The organism is Bacillus sp. FG16 (genome assembly GCF_057809515.1).
On the sequence record NZ_JBMDKC010000021.1, the window covers coordinates 1 to 17,377 of the forward strand.

19 protein-coding genes and 2 tRNA genes are annotated in these 17,377 nt (G+C 35.5%); 17 read left to right on the top strand and 4 right to left on the bottom strand.

Features of this window, described 5'->3' with window-relative positions; genetic code table 11:
* Nucleotides 1-72: 72 nt before the first annotated feature.
* Nucleotides 73-1,038: a DMT family transporter gene (locus ACODS7_RS10180; protein ID WP_001201639.1), complete on the bottom strand. Its 966-nt coding sequence runs from the start codon at nt 1,036-1,038 to the stop codon at nt 73-75.
* 100 nt (nt 1,039-1,138) lie between these two features.
* On the opposite strand from ACODS7_RS10180, the gene ACODS7_RS10185 reads away from it, so the two are divergent.
* Entirely contained in the window at nt 1,139-1,711 is a 573-nt protein-coding gene (locus ACODS7_RS10185; RefSeq protein WP_088115420.1) for a helix-turn-helix domain-containing protein, read from the top strand.
* A 70-nt stretch (nt 1,712-1,781) separates the two neighbouring features.
* Here ACODS7_RS10185 and ACODS7_RS10190 read toward each other — a convergent pair whose 3' ends face one another.
* Nucleotides 1,782-1,967 (bottom strand): PspC domain-containing protein, encoded by a 186-nt coding sequence (locus ACODS7_RS10190; protein ID WP_000044337.1) that lies wholly within the window; start codon nt 1,965-1,967, stop codon nt 1,782-1,784.
* 180 nt (nt 1,968-2,147) lie between these two features.
* On the opposite strand from ACODS7_RS10190, the gene ACODS7_RS10195 reads away from it, so the two are divergent.
* From ACODS7_RS10195 to ACODS7_RS10215, 5 genes are all read left to right on the top strand, one after another.
* Entirely contained in the window at nt 2,148-3,389 is a 1,242-nt protein-coding gene (locus ACODS7_RS10195; RefSeq protein ID WP_050844558.1) for an amidohydrolase family protein, read from the top strand.
* A 98-nt stretch (nt 3,390-3,487) separates the two neighbouring features.
* Entirely contained in the window at nt 3,488-4,783 is a 1,296-nt protein-coding gene (locus tag ACODS7_RS10200) for a purine/pyrimidine permease (RefSeq protein WP_088115421.1), read from the top strand.
* A 165-nt stretch (nt 4,784-4,948) separates the two neighbouring features.
* Nucleotides 4,949-5,173, top strand: a complete 225-nt coding sequence (gerE, locus tag ACODS7_RS10205; protein ID WP_000659484.1) for a spore germination transcription factor GerE — start codon at nt 4,949-4,951, stop codon at nt 5,171-5,173.
* Nucleotides 5,174-5,280: 107 nt separating this feature from the next.
* The gene (locus tag ACODS7_RS10210) at nt 5,281-5,943 is read left to right on the top strand and encodes a type 1 glutamine amidotransferase domain-containing protein (RefSeq protein WP_043935309.1); all 663 of its coding nucleotides are present in this window, start codon (nt 5,281-5,283) and stop codon (nt 5,941-5,943) included.
* 293 nt (nt 5,944-6,236) lie between these two features.
* Nucleotides 6,237-6,875, top strand: coding sequence for a TetR/AcrR family transcriptional regulator (locus ACODS7_RS10215; RefSeq protein WP_001233034.1), 639 nt, complete (start codon nt 6,237-6,239; stop codon nt 6,873-6,875).
* Nucleotides 6,876-6,924: 49 nt separating this feature from the next.
* Here the strand turns inward: ACODS7_RS10215 and ACODS7_RS10220 are convergent, their stop codons facing one another.
* A complete protein-coding gene (locus ACODS7_RS10220) occupies nt 6,925-7,608 on the bottom strand; it encodes a type 1 glutamine amidotransferase domain-containing protein (RefSeq protein ID WP_000728514.1) in 684 nt (227 codons plus the stop codon).
* A 392-nt stretch (nt 7,609-8,000) separates the two neighbouring features.
* On the opposite strand from ACODS7_RS10220, the gene ACODS7_RS10225 reads away from it, so the two are divergent.
* The 9 genes from ACODS7_RS10225 to ACODS7_RS10265 all read left to right on the top strand — a co-directional run bounded on the left by ACODS7_RS10225 (nt 8,001) and on the right by ACODS7_RS10265 (nt 14,526).
* A complete protein-coding gene (locus ACODS7_RS10225; protein ID WP_088115422.1) occupies nt 8,001-9,326 on the top strand; it encodes an MFS transporter in 1,326 nt (441 codons plus the stop codon).
* Nucleotides 9,327-9,539: 213 nt separating this feature from the next.
* A complete protein-coding gene (gene racE, locus ACODS7_RS10230; RefSeq protein WP_000774005.1) occupies nt 9,540-10,349 on the top strand; it encodes a glutamate racemase in 810 nt (269 codons plus the stop codon).
* 184 nt (nt 10,350-10,533) lie between these two features.
* On the top strand, nt 10,534-11,583 hold the full coding sequence (gene gerM / locus ACODS7_RS10235; RefSeq protein ID WP_001126744.1) for a spore germination protein GerM: 1,050 nt from the start codon (nt 10,534-10,536) through the stop codon (nt 11,581-11,583).
* Between the two features lie 131 nt (nt 11,584-11,714).
* A complete protein-coding gene (gene rph, locus ACODS7_RS10240) occupies nt 11,715-12,452 on the top strand; it encodes a ribonuclease PH (RefSeq protein WP_016080158.1) in 738 nt (245 codons plus the stop codon).
* Nucleotides 12,453-12,463: 11 nt separating this feature from the next.
* Nucleotides 12,464-13,072, top strand: a complete 609-nt coding sequence (locus ACODS7_RS10245) for an XTP/dITP diphosphatase (RefSeq protein WP_142333797.1) — start codon at nt 12,464-12,466, stop codon at nt 13,070-13,072.
* A 13-nt stretch (nt 13,073-13,085) separates the two neighbouring features.
* The gene (locus ACODS7_RS10250) at nt 13,086-13,589 is read left to right on the top strand and encodes a metallophosphoesterase (protein ID WP_029443375.1); all 504 of its coding nucleotides are present in this window, start codon (nt 13,086-13,088) and stop codon (nt 13,587-13,589) included.
* 110 nt (nt 13,590-13,699) lie between these two features.
* Nucleotides 13,700-13,773 (top strand) — tRNA-Gly (locus ACODS7_RS10255).
* Between the two features lies 1 nt (nt 13,774).
* Nucleotides 13,775-13,848, top strand: a tRNA-Arg gene (locus tag ACODS7_RS10260).
* 477 nt (nt 13,849-14,325) lie between these two features.
* Entirely contained in the window at nt 14,326-14,526 is a 201-nt protein-coding gene (locus ACODS7_RS10265) for a hypothetical protein (protein ID WP_016080160.1), read from the top strand.
* A gap of 85 nt (nt 14,527-14,611) precedes the next feature.
* Here the strand turns inward: ACODS7_RS10265 and ACODS7_RS10270 are convergent, their stop codons facing one another.
* On the bottom strand, nt 14,612-15,226 hold the full coding sequence (locus ACODS7_RS10270) for a PH domain-containing protein (RefSeq protein WP_029443374.1): 615 nt from the start codon (nt 15,224-15,226) through the stop codon (nt 14,612-14,614).
* A gap of 519 nt (nt 15,227-15,745) precedes the next feature.
* On the opposite strand from ACODS7_RS10270, the gene ACODS7_RS10275 reads away from it, so the two are divergent.
* Together ACODS7_RS10275 and ACODS7_RS10280 are read left to right on the top strand one after the other, a co-directional pair.
* Complete coding sequence (locus ACODS7_RS10275) at nt 15,746-15,994, top strand: hypothetical protein (protein ID WP_001983650.1); 249 nt, start codon at nt 15,746-15,748, stop codon at nt 15,992-15,994.
* A 197-nt stretch (nt 15,995-16,191) separates the two neighbouring features.
* Nucleotides 16,192-17,190 (top strand): hypothetical protein, encoded by a 999-nt coding sequence (locus ACODS7_RS10280; protein ID WP_016080162.1) that lies wholly within the window; start codon nt 16,192-16,194, stop codon nt 17,188-17,190.
* Nucleotides 17,191-17,377: the final 187 nt, after the last annotated feature.

The following is a 17,377-nucleotide window of genomic DNA, read 5'->3' on the forward strand; positions in this document are numbered from 1 at the left end:
AAAAACTGCACCTCCAATTGTTAGACTGTGTCTAACAATTGGGGTGCAGTTCATAGAACCATACTCTTTTTTTTATGCTGATTTTTTCTGTTTAACGGCTGGAATAGATCGGTTTAAAATACTATTTGCAACCATTCCTAACATAATAATAATCATTCCAAGTAGGGAAAGCCCGCCAGGAAACGAACCATTCAAGAAAACAATTTCTCCAAGTACGGTAAAGACCATCGTTCCAGCTTGTGTTGCTTCAACAGCTCCAAGTAAAGCCAGGTTATCTTTTGCTAAGTCAGTAGCAAAGAAAAATGTCATCGTTGCAATAACGCCGGAACATAATGCTAACAAAAATCCTTGAAGCATTTGGCTAGATGTTGGAATACCCGTAGTAGAAAATCCGTATACACCAAGCAAAATTGTTATAGGAAGACTTCCAATTGCCATTCCTAATACACGTTGGAACGTATCAAGGCGTCCGCCAACAAGCTCCATCATTTTTCGGTTACCGAACGGATATAAGAAAGCGGCTAATACGACAGGTAAAAAACCTGAAATGAACTGAGTCATTGTAATATGGCCTGCGGCAGTTGCTTGCATACAAATTACACCAAGTAAAATAAATAAAGCAACATATAAGCTACGAAGTGGAATTTTTCCACGTACAAGTTTCGTACCTGATTTTGTTTCTATTTTCACAAAAAATAGTGGTGATAGTAGTAAACCAGCTAAAATCGTAACTTGCCAAGTTCCAGCAACGAGCCAAGCTGGAGAAAAGACAGCTGCGAAACTTAATAAAGAATAAAAACCAATACCGGCAACAGAACCCCATCCGATCCACGCTAATGGATGTTTTTTTAACTCTTTCCATAATCCCCTAAAGTTTTTGCGAAATAAAACGATAAGGAATAAAATAGGGAGAGCAAATAAAAAACGGAAGGAAGCTGTCCAAGCCCAGCTCGTTCCAGATACATTCATTGCTCTATTAATAATAAAGGTTGCAGAAAAAAAGGCCGATGATAAAAGACCTAATAAAATTGCGCGCATGAAGTATAGCACTCCTTTCGAAAATAAATAATTATGTATAGTATAATATACTTTTAACGAACAAAAGTAAACTATTTTATATTTTAAGGTGGTTTTATATATGAAAGAAAATGAAGATATGCAAACGAAAGAAGTCATTCAACAAGTTGGACAGTTATTGAGACAAATTCGAAATGAACAGAAATTAAGTTTAGAAGAATTAGCTCATAAAACAGGAGTTAGTAAATTAACATTAGGAAAGATCGAAAGAGGGGAAACAAATCCGACGCTAGCTGTCATTTGGAAAATAACGAAAGGGTTATCAATTCCTTTATCTAGATTAATGGTTGTTGGAGAACCTGTAGCCGTTGCGCGCTGTGGAGAAGGATTTGCAGTAGATGTAGGACAAGCATGGCATTTAGAAACGATGTTCCGTTATACGAAAGAAACAGGGATGGAAATGCACCGTGCTTGTTTACGATCAAATAGTATATATGAACCAGAAGCTCATCATGAAGGTGCGATTGAGCTTGTAACGGTAATGAAAGGGAAAGTATCGATTCAAGTAGAAAGCGATGTATACGAATTAAATGAGTTTGATTCCATTCAATTTGAAGCGAATAAGAAGCATATTTATAAAAATGAAGAAGAAGAAGTGGCGGTATTACATTTAACGATGAAATATTCTTCATGAAAAAATCCCCTATAGAAAAATCTATAGGGGATTTTGTATACACTATGCTCAAATATATGAAAGAATGTTATTAGTAAGAGCGTGGCATAAGTAATAAACAAATAAAATAAACTAAAAACCCCGTCCCAAAACATAAAACTGCAATGACCCAAAGTATGCGAATGAGAGTAGAGCTAATATCAAAATATTCTCCTAAACCACCGCATATACCAAATAGCATTTTATCAGTTTCGGATTTACATAATCTTTTTGACATCTTCCAATACACTCCTTTTTATAGCAAACTCTATACTTCTATTCTATATGGAAATCTATGAGGAGACTATGAGGTTGTATGACATTTTTTTAGGGAACAGTCATATTAATTGTCTTAATTTTCAGTTGATATTAAAATTATAGTAAGAGGTAACTTTTAATAAAGGGTGGGGAAATAGAGATGACGGTATATTGGTTGACTAATGTAACGCTTGAATCGGGGTATACATATGAAGAGGGGAGAATTTCACAAACAGAAACAGAATTATGCAGTTTACTTATTGAAGATGGTCGAATTAAAAAAATTATAAAAGGGATTGTTCAAGAGGAAGATATAGTAACTTTTGATGCTAAGCACTTATTAATGTTGCCATCTTTCAAAGAGATGCACATTCACATTGATAAAACATATTATAGTGGCCCATGGAAAGCTTGTATGCCAGCAGAAAGTATTTTTACACGTTTTAATGAAGAAGAAAAAATTTTACCAAAGCAATTAGCAACTGCCCAAAATAGAGCGGAAAATATGCTAGAGTTACTACTGCAAAATGGTGCAACGAATATTAGAACGCATTGTAATGTTGATCCAATTATTGGGCTTGGTAATTTGGAGGCGACGTTAGCGGCATTAGAAACATATAAAAATCGAGTGTCTAGTAGAATTGTTGCGTTTCCGCAACATGGATTATTACGCAGTAATTCTGTGCAACTCGTGAAAGATGCGATGCGTATGGGTGCGCATCTAGTCGGAGGAGTGGATCCAGCTACAGTGGATAATGACATTGAAAAATCATTACATACAATTATGGATATCGCAGTCGAATTTAATGCGGATGTTGATATTCATTTGCACGATGCGAATAATCTTGGAACGTTTACGATGAAGAGATTGGCAAGTTTAACAGAAGAAGCAGGATGGCAAGGCCGTGTAACTATTAGTCATGCACTTGGACTTGGTGGTGTTACTGAGAAAGAGGCTGAAGAAGTGGCAGAAACACTCGCAAATGTAAATATTGATATTACTTCTACGGTGCCAATTGGTAAACAAGTGATCCCAATTCCGTTATTAGATAAAAAAGGTGTTAAGGTTTCATTAGGAAATGATAGTATTACAGATCATTGGTCACCGTTTGGAACAGGTGATATGCTTCAAAAGGCGAATCGATTAGCAGAGCGTTTTGGGTGGAGTGACGAAAGGTCTTTAGGAAAAGCACTTCGCTTTATTACAGGAGGAAAAGAAACGTTAAATAATGAAGGGAAGCGAGTATGGCCGAATGTAGGGGATGAAGCGAGTTTTGTTTTGACAAATGCGACATGCGCTGCTGAAGCAGTAGCGCGTCAAACAGAAAAACGTTTAGTCGTGTATAAAGGAAATATTGTTATTGGAAGTTTAAATGAGGTGGAATTAAATAATCTTGTGTAGAAGAATCGTTTAAATATTTTGAGGAGGGTTCTAATGGTAAGTCTAGAACTCTTCTTTTTTATTCTTACAATATATTTTTTATAGGAAAGCTAGAAGGGATGAAAATTTTGGACAATCAACATAACCAAAATCATATTATGGGAACTTTGCAATGGTTTATATTTTTATTAGCAAATTCAATCGCATTACCAATTGTCGTTGGCGGATTATTTCATCTTACGACGGAAGAAATATTTTATTTAATGCAGCGTACGTTTTTTGTAGTTGGTATATCTTCTTTTTTACAAGGATGGCTTGGGCATAGACTGCCAATTGCGGATGGGCCGGCTGGATCTTGGGTTGGTGTATTTACCGTACTTGCTTATGCAACGGCCGGACAGGATCAATTACATAGTACACTGCAAATTTTAGAATTAGGAATGATAATCTCCGGTGTTATTTTAATAGGATTAGGAGTAACTGGTTTTATAGGGCGTATTTTATTTTTATTTACGCCGCTTGTGACAGGGACGTTTTTACTTTTATTATGTTTACAATTAAGTGGTGTGTTTTTAAAAGGAATGCTAGGAATTACAGCTACTATTTCTCAAATCGACGGATTTACAGCAATAATCGCGTTTAGTATATTTCTGTTCGTTATTATACTATCTAATTTTGGAAAAGGCTTTGTCAAAAGTTATGCAGTTTTAATAGGATTAATTAGTGGATGGATTATTTTTCTCATTGCAGGGAAAGTGACAATCCCATCTCAAGTAACTCATTTTGTGCAACTTCCACATATATTTGCTTGGGGACTTCCAAAATGGAATACAGGTATGGCAGTATCCAGTTTCGTTATGGTATGTATTTTAGTTTCGAATACGGTGGCAGCTATTATAGCAATTAATCAAGCAACTATTCATAAAGCGACTATTGAACAAAAACAGTTGAAGGATGGGACGTGGGTTGGGGGGATTTCACATATCATCTCTTCCGTATTTTCAACTGTAGGTGTCGTTCCGTTACCAGCAACGGCAGGATTTATACGTTTAACAAAACAAAAGTATATACGATCGTTCTTAATGGCATGTGCGTTACTAGTCGTAATGTCTCTTTTTCCAAGTATTATTCGTTACTTAGCATCTTTACCATCTGCTGTCGCATCGGCTGTTTTAATGGCTTCGTTCGTACAGTTAATTGGAATTGGATTTAATAATATAAAACAAGTGCCGATGAGTGAAAGGAATGTAACGATTTTAGGCGTTGCAGTATTATTTGGCAGCGGCGTTATGTTTTTACCGTCTGGAGCACTCCAATCCTTGCCGTCTGTTATGCAATATATATTCGGTAATGGTTTATTTGTAGGTACGGTTGTAAGTATATTGCTAGAACAAATATGGCGCGTTGGAAAGTAAGTGGATAAAAAGAGTGTACGCACTGTATAAAAGTCTAAAATAACATAGGAAATAAAGCCCATTTTCATTCACCACCTGCACATTTCGTTCATACAATATCTTGACTAAATAAACACCCAACTTACACATACACAGCTCTGGCTTAAGCAAGGAGGGTTATACCAGTTGAAGGAAAAAGCGTATCAATCTAAACCTTTACTCACAAAGAGAGAAAGAGAAGTATTTGAATTACTGGTTCAAGATAAAACAACGAAGGAAATTGCAGGTGAACTTTTTATAAGTGAAAAGACAGTTCGCAACCACATCTCAAACGCAATGCAAAAGCTAGGGGTTAAAGGACGTTCACAAGCAGTTGTGGAGCTTCTTCGTATGGGAGAGCTCGAACTATAAGAAAGCAGCCGACTTTTATACAAAGAGTCGGCTATTTTTCTGTTTGCTTCACTTGCTATATGAATGATAAGAACACTCCATACATAAATAGGTAATAAGGAGGGGATATGTTGAAAAGGATACTGTTAGTTTCAACAAGTGCTCATGATATGAATGGACACCCGACTGGTTTGTGGCTTGAAGAGCTCGCAGCTCCTTATCATTTATTTAAAAAGTCTAAGTTTGATGTTGATATTGTGTCAATAAAAGGTGGGAGAGTACCTATAGATAGAGTGTCTATTCCGAATGGTATACCTCGCGAATTCAAGCACGTAGCTTCTTTATTGCAAAATACGAGGCCGATTTCGAATGTTCATTTTTCGGATTATGATGCGGTTTTATTTGGTGGTGGGCACGGGGCGATTGTAGATTTTCCAGGTAATCCATATGTAGCAAATTTAATTGAGAATATGTATAACAATAACCGGATTGTAGCGGCTGTTTGTCACGGAGTAAGCTCCTTAGTCGGTGTGAAAAATAAGGATGGCTCGTTTTTTGTTGCCGGTAAGCGTATAACAGGTTATACAAACGATGAAGAAAAAGCTGTACATTTAGAAAAGCGCGTTCCGTTTTTGTTAGAAAGTAAGTTGAAAGAAGAAGGAGCTTTGTTTTATGTAGCTCCCAATTTTACGCCGCATGTGGTAGTAGATGGGCATTTAATTACAGGACAAAATCCACAGTCTAGCGTGGAAATAGGTAAGGCTATAAAAAGGGCTGTAAATAAATTATAGAAAAAGTACCCGCTACTAACAAAGGTAGTGGGTATTTTTATCCCGCTATTTGCCGAGCAGCCCGTAAAAGCCCAATTGGTGAGGGGTGATTAAAGTTTCACTTTATCCTAAAATTCCCCCCCTCAAAATTGGTTTGTAACCGTCCAGTTGGTGATAATGGATTATAGTTTTTTATGTATAGTATATGAAAATGTAATAAACTAAAAAGGCGTAATAAGTATAATAACTTCATTTATAATCATTCGTGAATTTGCTATACTATTTTGTATGGACAAAAGGGGAGGCTCTTTTAAATGAGAAAAGTCGCATGTGCAAATACTTATATTAATAAAATAAAGCCCGTTATTAGAAAGACGAGTTTTAGCCAATTGAAAATAGATGAAATTGCGAAATATATGGATATTAGTAAAGCTACTTTATATAAACGTTTTTCTTCGAAAGATGAAATTATTGAGGCGGTAGTAGAGGATTTCATGAATTATCTACTCGAAGGTGATGTGGATAATCAAGATGAAAGCATGTCTTTTGCAGAACGTTTCCAAAAGACGTTTATCCACTCTTTAAAATGTGTGACATATATTTCGGATGTTTTTTTGCAAGATTTGAAAGAAGCATATCCGCATTTGTCAGATCAATTAGTCGCTGCACAACAAAATCGTAATCATAATTTGCAAATGTTTTTTGAAGCGGGTATGGAACAAGGTTATTTTAATAAAATGAATGCACAATTATTTATGGTACAAGATGATGTGATGTTACGACGTATTATAGATCATTCTTTTTGTATTCAGTACGATATTACTTTAAAGAAAGCGATACTTGATTTTTATCAATTAAAGAAGTATCAACTTTTTAAACCAGAGTATATAGAAGCAATTGATGATTCTGAAATTGAAAAAGAAGTTATTGCTATTTTGCAAATGATTTCGTAAAAAAGCAGATCTCCCTTAATAGAGGGAAATCTGCTTTTTTTAGTACATATTATTTTTGCAACTGTTTTAATACTAATTCGGCTACTGGACCACCTGAAGCTGGGTTTTGACCAGTGATAACACGATTATCTTCTAGAGCAAAAGCTTCCCAAGGCTGTGCAGCTTTTTCGTAAAGTCCTCCATTTTTAATGAGTTCATCTTCTGTTAAAAATGGAACGAATTGATCTAATTCAGCTAATTTTTCTTCTTCATTTGAAAAGCCTGTTACCTTCTTACCGCTAATTAAACGATCCCCATTACTTAATGTAATATGAAATAAACCAGCAGCTCCATGACAAACGGAAGAAACAATACCGCCGTTTTCATAAATATTGCGGCTAATATTTTGAAGTTCTTTATTTTCTGGGAAGTCCCAAATAACCCCGTGACCACCTGCGTAATAAATAACAGCGTAGTCTTCTGGATTCACTTCACTTGGTTTCATTGTAGAACCGAGGCGATTCATAAACTCTTTCTTTTGGTACCATTCCCAATCGATGCTCTCCGCCATTGCTAAACTATGTGGATCAATTGGTGTATAACCGCCTTGTGGACTGACGTAATCAACTTCGTAACCCGCTTCTTCTACTTTTTTTACGAAATGTACAGCTTCACCGAGCCAAAGTCCGGTAGCCCTATTTAAATTTGGGTATTTTTCTACGCTTGTTAATACAACTAACATTTTTTTCTTCATCATAATCCTCCTATAATGTCTCTTCTATATAAAAGTTCTGTATTCGTTTCATTTTATTAAGTTAAAAAATGCAAATTTGAATAATCATGCCAGTCCTCCTTATATCAGCTTCGAAATTAGTGTATAATAACTTTTGAACAAAGTAAACTAAAAAGACTAAACTAGTTTACTTTGTATGTTTTTCGTTGACAAACTGTAATGCTGAAACTATGATAGTTCCATGAATATCGAACAATATACGTGTTTCGTTTCGAATTCAATTTATCGCACGATAAATTAGCACCATTTATACATTTAATGAAGTTGTTTAGTGGTGATACAACATTTAAATAACTTCATTTTTTTATCAATAGTTTGACAGTTTTAAAATTGTAATCAGGAGAGTGTTACACATGGGGAAAGATATAAGTAACCATTCGAAATGGTTTGTTTTTACATTATGTTTTATTGTTTTGTTAGGACCGATGAACGCTGTGTTATTTAATGTAGCGCTAGAGGATATTGCTAATGATTTATCAATTAGTCAATCGAAAGTAAGTTGGGTTGTAGTAGGGTATTCTTTAGTCGTCGGTATTGGTTCGATGATATATGGAAAACTGGCTGATCGTTACAGTGTAAAAAGGCTATTAATTATTTCTATTATCATATTTGTAGCTGGTTCTATTGTTGGGTTTGTGAATCAATCTTATGAGATTATCATTTTCGCAAGGCTAGTGCAGGCGAGCGGAGGAGCAGCGTTTATTGCGCTTAGTATGATTGCGGTGGCTAAATTAGTTGCTCCAGCTAAAAAACCGGGTGCGTTAGCAATGATTAGTTCTTCTATTGCATTAGCGGTTGGTATTGGACCTTTAGTTGGTGGGGCAATTACAAATACGTTAGGGTGGCCGTATTTATTTTTATTTATGGTTATTTCAATGGTTGGTATTTTCTTGCTCGTAAAATTTATGCCAGAAGAGGTGCAACATACCGATGAAGTGTTCCACTTTGATTTCATTGGAGCATTTTTATTATTTGTATTGATTACGACCGTTTTATTAGGAGTGAATATTAATAGTTGGCTTTTTGTGTTATCTGTTGCTTTCCTATTTTTATTCAAGGCTCATATGAAGAGAGCAGAGTCGCCGTTTATTGATATTGAGTTGTTTACAAATAAACCATTACTGCGTTTAATAGCGGTCGGATTTATCATTAATGTGGCGTTATGTGCTAGTTTATTATTATTACCATTACTGTTAGGAAGAGGGCACGGAGTGTCTCCGTTCGTTATTGGAATTGTATTGTTTGTTGCATCTCTCTTTGGTATTGTATCTAGTTTTATTACCGGAAAAATTATTCCTGCGTTTGGGAATGTGAGGATGATGTATGTAGCGTCTGTAGTTATGATCATTGGCTTTTTGATTTTAGGGATTATTCCAGACGGGAACTTACTCTTTATTTTATTTGCGGTTATTTTAACATTTATGAGTTATTCGGCAATTCAAGTATCATTAAACACATTTATTCCGAAAACATTAAATCCAGCTAAAGTTGGAGTCGGCCTTGGTTTATATAATTTAATTAACTTTTTCGGTATGGCATTCGGGCCAGCTGTAGCGAGCAAAATTATGGAATCTACAAATAGTTATCGATTGAATTTTATTTTGATCGTCATTTTAATTTCTGTTCATTTCGTCTTATTAATGGGAATGTCTTCTTTTCAAAAAAAGATGGAGCAATGAATATGCACTTTATATAGAAGAAACCGACTTTCTTATAGAAGGTCGGTTATTTTTCTATCTTGCAAATTATGAAAAAAAGGAGCAAAATAAAAAAGGTCCTAGTCTATACATGGGCAAATGAAAATTTTCATACAGAAGCATTTGAAGTGAGCGAACTTAAAGTGTGTAAAATATAATGATAAACATAAAAGATGATGAATGAGAAAACGGGTGATGAAGTTGAATAGAGCAATCGGTGTTATCGATTCAGGAGTTGGCGGTTTAACAGTAGCGAAGGAATTAATTCGTCAGTTGCCGAAAGAACGTATCATATATTTAGGAGATACAGCACGTTGTCCTTATGGTCCGCGTTCTCGAGAAGAAGTGCGTCAATTTACGTGGGAAATGACGGAGCATTTACTAGATTTAAATATCAAAATGTTAGTTATTGCGTGTAATACAGCAACTGCGGTTGTATTAGAAGAGATGCAAAAACAATTACCAATTCCAGTAGTGGGAGTTATTCACCCAGGATCACGTACAGCTTTAAAAGTGACAAACACGTATCATGTTGGGATTATTGGAACGATTGGAACTGTGAAAAGTGGTGCATACGAAGAGGCGTTAAAGTCTATTAATAACCGTGTTATGGTAGAAAGTTTAGCTTGTCCACCTTTCGTTGAACTTGTAGAGAGTGGGAATTTCGAAAGTGAAATGGCGTATGAAGTTGTAAGAGAAACGCTGCAACCACTGAAAAGTACCGATATTGATACACTTATATTAGGGTGTACACACTATCCAATTTTAGGACCTGTTATTAAAAAAGTAATGGGAGATAAAGTACAACTAATTAGTTCTGGTGATGAAACAGCACGTGAAGTAAGTACAATCTTATATCATAGTAAAATGTTGAATGAAGGAGAAGAACAAAGCGATCATCTCTTCTTAACAACAGGAAAAATAGGCTTGTTTAAAGAAATTGCATCAAAATGGTTCGGTCAACCGATTGAAAATGTGAAGCATATTCATTTAGAAAAAGAATAATAGTAGAATTCATATAAGTGAGCTCCTGAGAAATCAGGAGTTTTTTTGTTTTATCTTGCTATTTGCTGGGCAGTTAGAACCTCCACTGATTAAAGTTTCACTTTATAAGAGGCACAGCTTGTTCTAAAATGTGAAACGGCTCGTATACATAATAGTACAAACTTAGATTTTAGGGGGGAATGGCATGCCTAAATCCACTTTTAAATGGGTTGTTGGTGCTACTGTGAGCGCTGTTTTACTAACAGGGTGTGGCTTTATAAATCAGGAGAAAGCAACTGAACAAATTGATCCGCCAAAACAAGTTACGTATACAGAGGGTGGGAAGAAAGAAGTAGCTAAAAAAGATAAGCAAGGGCAAATGGTAAATAGAGAACTATACCTTGTTGATAAAAATGGTTATGTTGTACCACAAACGTTAGCTATACCTACTCCGAAAGCAAATGAGACTGTGAAGCAAACGTTAGAATACCTTGTGAAAGATGGACCGGTAACGAATTTATTACCGAATGGGTTTCGTGCAGTCATTCCGGCGAATACAACGATGACTTTAGATTTGAAAAAGGATGGGACGGCAGTTATTGATTTCTCTAAAGAAATGAAAAACTATGCGAAAGAAGAAGAGCGTCAAATCATTGAATCTATAGCGTGGACGTTGACGCAATTTACAGAGATAAAACAAGTGCAGTTCCAAATAAATGGTGAGAAATTGGCGAAGATGCCGGTTGCTGGTACACCGCTTGGTGAAGGAGTGAGCCGTGCAAATGGTATTAACTTCGATGATGAACAAGTAGCAGATGTAACGAATACAAAACCAGTCACACTATATTTCATGGCGCAAAATAATAATAAACAGCAATACTACGTACCAGTCACACGCCGCGTTGCGGAAGGAAAAGAAAATGATTATGCAGCAATTATAGATGAACTTGTAAAAGGTCCGATTCATCAATCGCTCCTGAATGATTTTAATCCAGGCGTTAAGCTTATTACGAATCCGAAATTACAAGACGGAAATCTTACATTAAACTTTAATGAAAATATATTTGTAAACCCAGATAAAAATATGATTTCAAATTACGTATTGAAGTCGTTAGTTTTATCTTTAACAGAAAAGAAAGGTGTGAAAAATGTTTCTATTGAAGTGAATGGAAAAGCAAATCTTATAGATGAAAAGGGCGGAAAGTTAATAAAACCTGTAGATCGTCCAGAAAACGTGAATACAGGTAGTTTTTAATCTTGAATAATTTGATATACTTAAGTAAGAAAGGAGAATTGCTTTTTGGGTTCTCCTTCTTTTATTGTATACATATCATACATTTAAATTTGGCTATACTAACGAGTAGTAATTAAGAGGAGGTTATTTTTATGCGAGTAGATGGTAGAGAGAAAACAGAATTACGCCATATACATATTCATACGAATTATTTAAAACATCCAGAGGGATCTGTATTAATTGAAGTTGGGGATACAAAGGTGATTTGCTCAGCAACAATTGAAGAGCGTGTCCCGCCATTTATGCGTGGAGAAGGAAAAGGATGGGTAACAGCTGAATACGCGATGATTCCGCGTGCAACAGAACAACGTACAATTAGGGAGTCAAGCAAAGGGAAAGTAACAGGACGTACAATGGAAATTCAACGTCTAATTGGACGAGCATTACGTGCGGTAGTTGATTTAGAAGCGCTTGGCGAGAGAACAGTTTGGATTGACTGTGATGTTATCCAAGCAGATGGTGGAACGAGAACAGCGTCTATTACAGGTGCATATGTAGCGATGGTATTAGCTTTCGAGAAATTATTACAAGCAGAAAAAGTATCTAAAATTCCAGTAAAAGATTATTTAGCAGCAACGTCAGTAGGAATTGTTGAAGAGCAAGGTGTTGTTTTAGATTTAAACTATGCAGAAGATTCTAAAGCAGACGTTGATATGAACGTAATTATGACTGGAAAAGGCCAATTTGTTGAAGTGCAAGGAACTGGAGAAGAAGCGACGTTTAGTAGAGCGCAGTTAAATGAACTACTTGATGCTGCGGAAAAAGGTATTTTCCAACTGATTGATATGCAAAAAGAAGCTTTAGGTAACATCGTATCTCATATAGAGTAGAGGTGGAAAGTATGAAACAAGTTGTTGTAGCGACAAAAAATATGGGAAAAGTACGTGAGTTTACTGAGTTATTTGAGCGATTTGATTTAGAAGTGAAATCATTACACGATTTTCCTCATATTGAAGAAGTCGAAGAAACTGGTGAAACATTTGAAGAAAATGCGATCTTAAAAGCGGATAGTTTGAGTAGACAGTTGAATTCTATCGTAATTGCGGATGATTCGGGTCTTATTGTAGATGCTTTAAATGGAAAACCAGGAGTGTATTCAGCGCGTTTTGCTGGTGAACCGAAAAATGATCAAGCAAATATCGATAAAGTGTTACAAGAATTAAATGGTGTGGACTTTGAAAAGCGTAAAGCGCGTTTCTATTGTGCATTAGCAGTTGCTTTCCCTGAAGGTGATAAAAAGCCTGTCATTGTAAATGGGACATGTGAAGGATTTATTTTAGAACAACGCCGAGGAGAAAATGGTTTTGGATACGATCCGATCTTTTATGTGGAAGAATACAAAAAAGCAATGGCGGAATTAAGTTCAGATGAGAAAAATGCTATTAGCCACCGTGGCCGCGCTCTTCGTAAGTTAGAAGAAAAAATCCCGGAATGGTTTTTAGGAGAATAAGGGAGAGAGAATGATGAAAGCTTTAATCGTAAGCGATAGTCATAGCTCTGTGAAGGAATTACAGCAGTTGAAAGAGAAATATGAAGGGGAAGTAGACATCATGATTCATTGCGGTGATTCAGAGCTAACGCCTGCTCATGAAGAACTGCAAGGTTTCCATGTTGTAAAAGGAAACTGTGATTATACTAACTTTCAAGATGAAATTGTAACTGATGTAGATGGAATTCGCTTCTTAGTTGCGCATGGACATCGTCATAATGTGAAAATGACATTACAAACGCTAGCGTACCATGCTGAAGAAGTGGGAGCGCAAGTTGCATGCTTCGGACATTCTCACGTATTAGGTGCGGAATTAATCGACGGCGTTTTATTTATTAATCCAGGCAGTATTTTATTACCACGTCAGCGTGTAGAGAAGACATTTGCTTTATTAGAAATGGATGAAAATCAAATGGAAGTTCGTTTTGAAACACTAGACGGACAGCTAGTTGAACAAGCAGTTTTTAAAAGAGGATAAGAAAAATTATCCTCTTTTAAAAAAGGTGTTGACTTTATGTGTGGTTATACATATAATAAATATTGTCGATAGGGCAACGGCGCTAACGAAGAGAAAATAAAATAACATATGCGGGTGTAGTTTAGTGGTAAAACAAGAGCCTTCCAAGCTCTGGTCGAGAGTTCGATTCTCTTCACCCGCTCCATGTCCCAGTAGCTCAGCCGGATAGAGCATACGCCTTCTAAGCGTACGGTCGGGAGTTCGAATCTCTCCTGGGACGCTAACAAAACCTTGTTATCTTTTGATAACAAGGTTTTTTGTTTGTCTAAAAATTGATGTTTGGGTTATAAGTGTAGTTCATTCTTAATATCTGCGACCTTTCTTTCGATATTAAGCAGTTGCATATGTACTTCTTTTTCTTAAATAAAAAGAGCGCTGTTTATCCCGCATTAGCGGGCAGCCCGATTGGTGAGGGCTGATTAAAGTTTCACTTTATGCGCCCTGTTCCTCATATTTAATTTAAAGAATCAATAGGCTTATGGTGGAACTCAAATCAACATCCAGATTCTCCTAATTGTTCACTTACAATGTTATAAAAGTTTTTACCATTCTAGTGTGATTGAGTAGCGTTATCGGAACTTATCTCCGACGGTGTGTTACAATTAACCGAAGTGGAAAGCGAGGATCTCCAATTGACTGGACGTGTGATTGATTGGACAGTTTAAGAAGGTTGTATAAAAAGGGAGATGGCGCAAAGATGGCGAGATCAAACGAGAATAATTTAACGGAGAAATTGGCAGAAGGTCAACGGAAATATGGTGACGGCAACTTTACAGTACAGAACATCGGTGATGAAACTAACCCGAATTGGACTGTTGTAAAAAATGTGAGGAAGGGATCAGCAGGCATTCGCGAAGGAGAAGATATATTAAGACTGCGATCAAAATATATAAAATAGTACGGAAATGGGCGGAGCGGGAGTTCGAATCTCTCCTGGGACGGTAAGAAAACCTTGTTATCTTGTTGATAACAAGGTTTTTTGTTTAGTTATTAATAAACTTCTCAAATACAAAACCATAATCTTTCACATTATATTGTTTCTTCGTATCAACAAGCCAGTTAAAGGCGATCTCGTTCATCTCTTTAAATTGTTCTGCTAAGTTTACTTGTGCATTTGAAATACGGCTAAAAGCATTAGATGCCATATCTAAACTTTTATGTGCATATTGTAATGTAATGTCGTTGTCGTATGAAATTTCTTCGATTTTAAGTAAAGCTTTATATAAATCTTTTAATTCTTCAATATGTTTTTTATGAACATCAATTGAGTAATGCTCATCGCCCATTTGAAACTTAATTTCTACATCTAAATCAATCGTTCCTGCAGTTTCAAGTGCTACGTTTTTAATTTGATATTTACTATAGCTATAGCGGCGCAGTGTACGTTTTTTGCTTGTTGCGCTTGTACCGTCTAAGTGAATTAACCCTTTGTTTGTAAAGCAATATTCATCTGATTTCGATTTAATTAGAAAATAAATTTTCTCCCCATCTTCATGCATCACATAATCATCAGCATCGACCTTATCATAGTCTTTAGGTGTAATGACAGAACCTACATCGCTTAGTCCTAATACATCTGCCGCCATTTTTTTAAACATATATAATCCCCCTTGTAAATTAAATTCTTAATTGTACAAAAATATATTAACATGATTTTCATCCTTTGTTTTCTTGTAATACGAAAATATCTGAAGGTAAGTTAAGAAAAGTAATGAATAATTATTTTGATCCTAAATTATTTAGTAAATCTATTAGTTTAAGAATCGATTCGCCGAAAAATAACTAAGAGAAAAAAGTTAATTTTACAAGTGATTATAGAGGAATTCCGTGAAAGCACCTCAAGCGATATGAGGTGTTTTTAAATCTCTTTTTGAAATCTTACAATTCTGTAAGGTAACTGTAAGGTAGTTCGATGGTAAGAAACTGCTAATCTTTTATAATGAAGATAACAACGATAAAACGAGGAGGAAGAAATGATGAAAGGATTAGTTGTAACGGGCTTAACGGTTGCTTTTGGATTTGTAGCGTATGAGAAATTAACGTATGTAGTTGATGTTGTGAAACATTTGATCGCTTAGAGAAAACAGCTATGAGAGGGAAAGGGAATGAGTGAATGAATGGAATGGTTATTTGGAATTATAGGTACTTGTAGTGTAGTGTTATTGTTCTTTGTCCCAAGTGGTATACTTAGTTCGACAACAAGTTTGTTCTTCTTAAGTTTGTTTGCTTGTACGATGCTTATTATTATGTTTTTAATGAAGCGAAGTAAACCAATCTTCTATTTTAGCATGATTGTTATGGCAATTATTGTTCTCCAAATTATTACCCTTGTAATATACCCCACAATTATAAAAGCTTTCCATTAATGATGAATCCTCTGCGCTTGTTGCTGGGGATTTTTATTTGTACAATTTTAATTTTTAGTAGAAATTTATTCGTATTGGAATGTAAAAATTAAATATTTTCATATTCCAAACAAATAGTTTAGGGATGTTGTGTTCTCATTACGCATTTGATATATTTACTTTGAACATAATTAAAATCAAGAAAAAGAGGCGGACGTATGGATAAAAAAGAAAATACGGTCGTATTGTTTCCGCAACTATCAGAGCGCTATATTGATGAAGGTTTTTTAGCGCTGAAAGAGCGGGAATTCGAAGATGCATTGCGTTGCTTTGAAATATTACGTCAGTATAATGCGGAAACGGAACAAACGGAATTAGCTTCAGTTATTTGTTTACTCGAATTAAAACGTATGGAAGAAGCGAAAGACAAATGTGAACAGTTGCTTAAAACAGGAGTTGTCTTATTTGGTGATATTCTTGAAACGTACGTAACTATTTTAGTTCAAACAAATGATTATGAAGGTGTTATTGAAACTGTTGAAAAGGTTTTACAAACGAAAGATATAATGCCTGATCAAAAGGAAAAATTAGCGCAGCTTGCTTTATTTGCAGAAGGTATGCTAAATGAGGGAGACGCATCGCTAGTGGATTCAAATTTTGAATTGGAAGAGTTTACTAATGAAATTTTTGGAGAAAACTTTGGACAGAAGCTAAGAGCGATTCAGCGACTTTCGTTAAAAGACTTAGATCTTGCATTACCTGTTTTAAAGAAATTTTTAATAGACGAAGAGCAGCACCCCTATTTGAAAACTTCTATTTTGTATAAAATGATAGAAAGTCAGGTAGAAGAAGAAATAGAGGTAGAAAAGTTTGGAAATACGATTAAGGTGATTCCAGCATTTACAGGTCATAATGAGGAGCAATCCAATAACATTATACATAAATTATCAAGCCGATTAGAGCAAAATTATCCCGATATATTTGAAGCAATGGTTACATATTGGAAAGAGTTGCAAATTAGCATTTTCCCATTCGCTCTATTAATGGATAAAGAAGAGATTTGGTCAGCTGTTTTAGAGAGAATTGGAAGAAAGCGTTTCGGATTGGCTATAGATGAAGAAGAGCTTATGGCAGCATATAATATCGAATTGGAAGAGTTTCATATTGCCTATCAATGGTTATTACGTGTTGAAAGAGAAGGATATTTGCCCGTATAATTATGAAAAAGAATCGTTCAGTTCTTGAAACGAGCATATTCTATGTTATAATGTAAGGGTTGCAAAAGGCAGAAATCTGCCTGTTTGTAAGAGAAGAGAAGTGTAATTCTCTTACTTAATATGTTTCATATTATTCTCGAACAAAATATACCGTAGTTGTCTTCTGGGCAATTAGTAGATTGGAACA

Excerpts from the sequence above, each read along its gene's own strand:
- rph (WP_016080158.1), top strand. The coding sequence starts at position 11,715 with ATGCGAGTAGATGGTAGAGAGAAAACAGAATTACGCCATATACATATT.
- ACODS7_RS10185 (WP_088115420.1), top strand. The coding sequence starts at position 1,139 with ATGAAAGAAAATGAAGATATGCAAACGAAAGAAGTCATTCAACAAGTT.
- ACODS7_RS10275 (WP_001983650.1), top strand. The coding sequence starts at position 15,746 with ATGGAATGGTTATTTGGAATTATAGGTACTTGTAGTGTAGTGTTATTG.
- ACODS7_RS10270 (WP_029443374.1), bottom strand. The coding sequence starts at position 15,226 with ATGTTTAAAAAAATGGCGGCAGATGTATTAGGACTAAGCGATGTAGGT.
- ACODS7_RS10280 (WP_016080162.1), top strand. The coding sequence starts at position 16,192 with ATGGATAAAAAAGAAAATACGGTCGTATTGTTTCCGCAACTATCAGAG.
- gerM (WP_001126744.1), top strand. The coding sequence starts at position 10,534 with ATGCCTAAATCCACTTTTAAATGGGTTGTTGGTGCTACTGTGAGCGCT.
- ACODS7_RS10180 (WP_001201639.1), bottom strand. The coding sequence starts at position 1,038 with ATGCGCGCAATTTTATTAGGTCTTTTATCATCGGCCTTTTTTTCTGCA.
- ACODS7_RS10215 (WP_001233034.1), top strand. The coding sequence starts at position 6,237 with ATGAGAAAAGTCGCATGTGCAAATACTTATATTAATAAAATAAAGCCC.
- ACODS7_RS10195 (WP_050844558.1), top strand. The coding sequence starts at position 2,148 with ATGACGGTATATTGGTTGACTAATGTAACGCTTGAATCGGGGTATACA.
- ACODS7_RS10210 (WP_043935309.1), top strand. The coding sequence starts at position 5,281 with ATGTTGAAAAGGATACTGTTAGTTTCAACAAGTGCTCATGATATGAAT.
- racE (WP_000774005.1), top strand. The coding sequence starts at position 9,540 with ATGAAGTTGAATAGAGCAATCGGTGTTATCGATTCAGGAGTTGGCGGT.
- ACODS7_RS10245 (WP_142333797.1), top strand. The coding sequence starts at position 12,464 with ATGAAACAAGTTGTTGTAGCGACAAAAAATATGGGAAAAGTACGTGAG.
- ACODS7_RS10265 (WP_016080160.1), top strand. The coding sequence starts at position 14,326 with ATGGCGAGATCAAACGAGAATAATTTAACGGAGAAATTGGCAGAAGGT.
- ACODS7_RS10200 (WP_088115421.1), top strand. The coding sequence starts at position 3,488 with ATGAAAATTTTGGACAATCAACATAACCAAAATCATATTATGGGAACT.
- ACODS7_RS10220 (WP_000728514.1), bottom strand. The coding sequence starts at position 7,608 with ATGAAGAAAAAAATGTTAGTTGTATTAACAAGCGTAGAAAAATACCCA.
- ACODS7_RS10225 (WP_088115422.1), top strand. The coding sequence starts at position 8,001 with ATGGGGAAAGATATAAGTAACCATTCGAAATGGTTTGTTTTTACATTA.
- ACODS7_RS10250 (WP_029443375.1), top strand. The coding sequence starts at position 13,086 with ATGAAAGCTTTAATCGTAAGCGATAGTCATAGCTCTGTGAAGGAATTA.
- ACODS7_RS10190 (WP_000044337.1), bottom strand. The coding sequence starts at position 1,967 with ATGTCAAAAAGATTATGTAAATCCGAAACTGATAAAATGCTATTTGGT.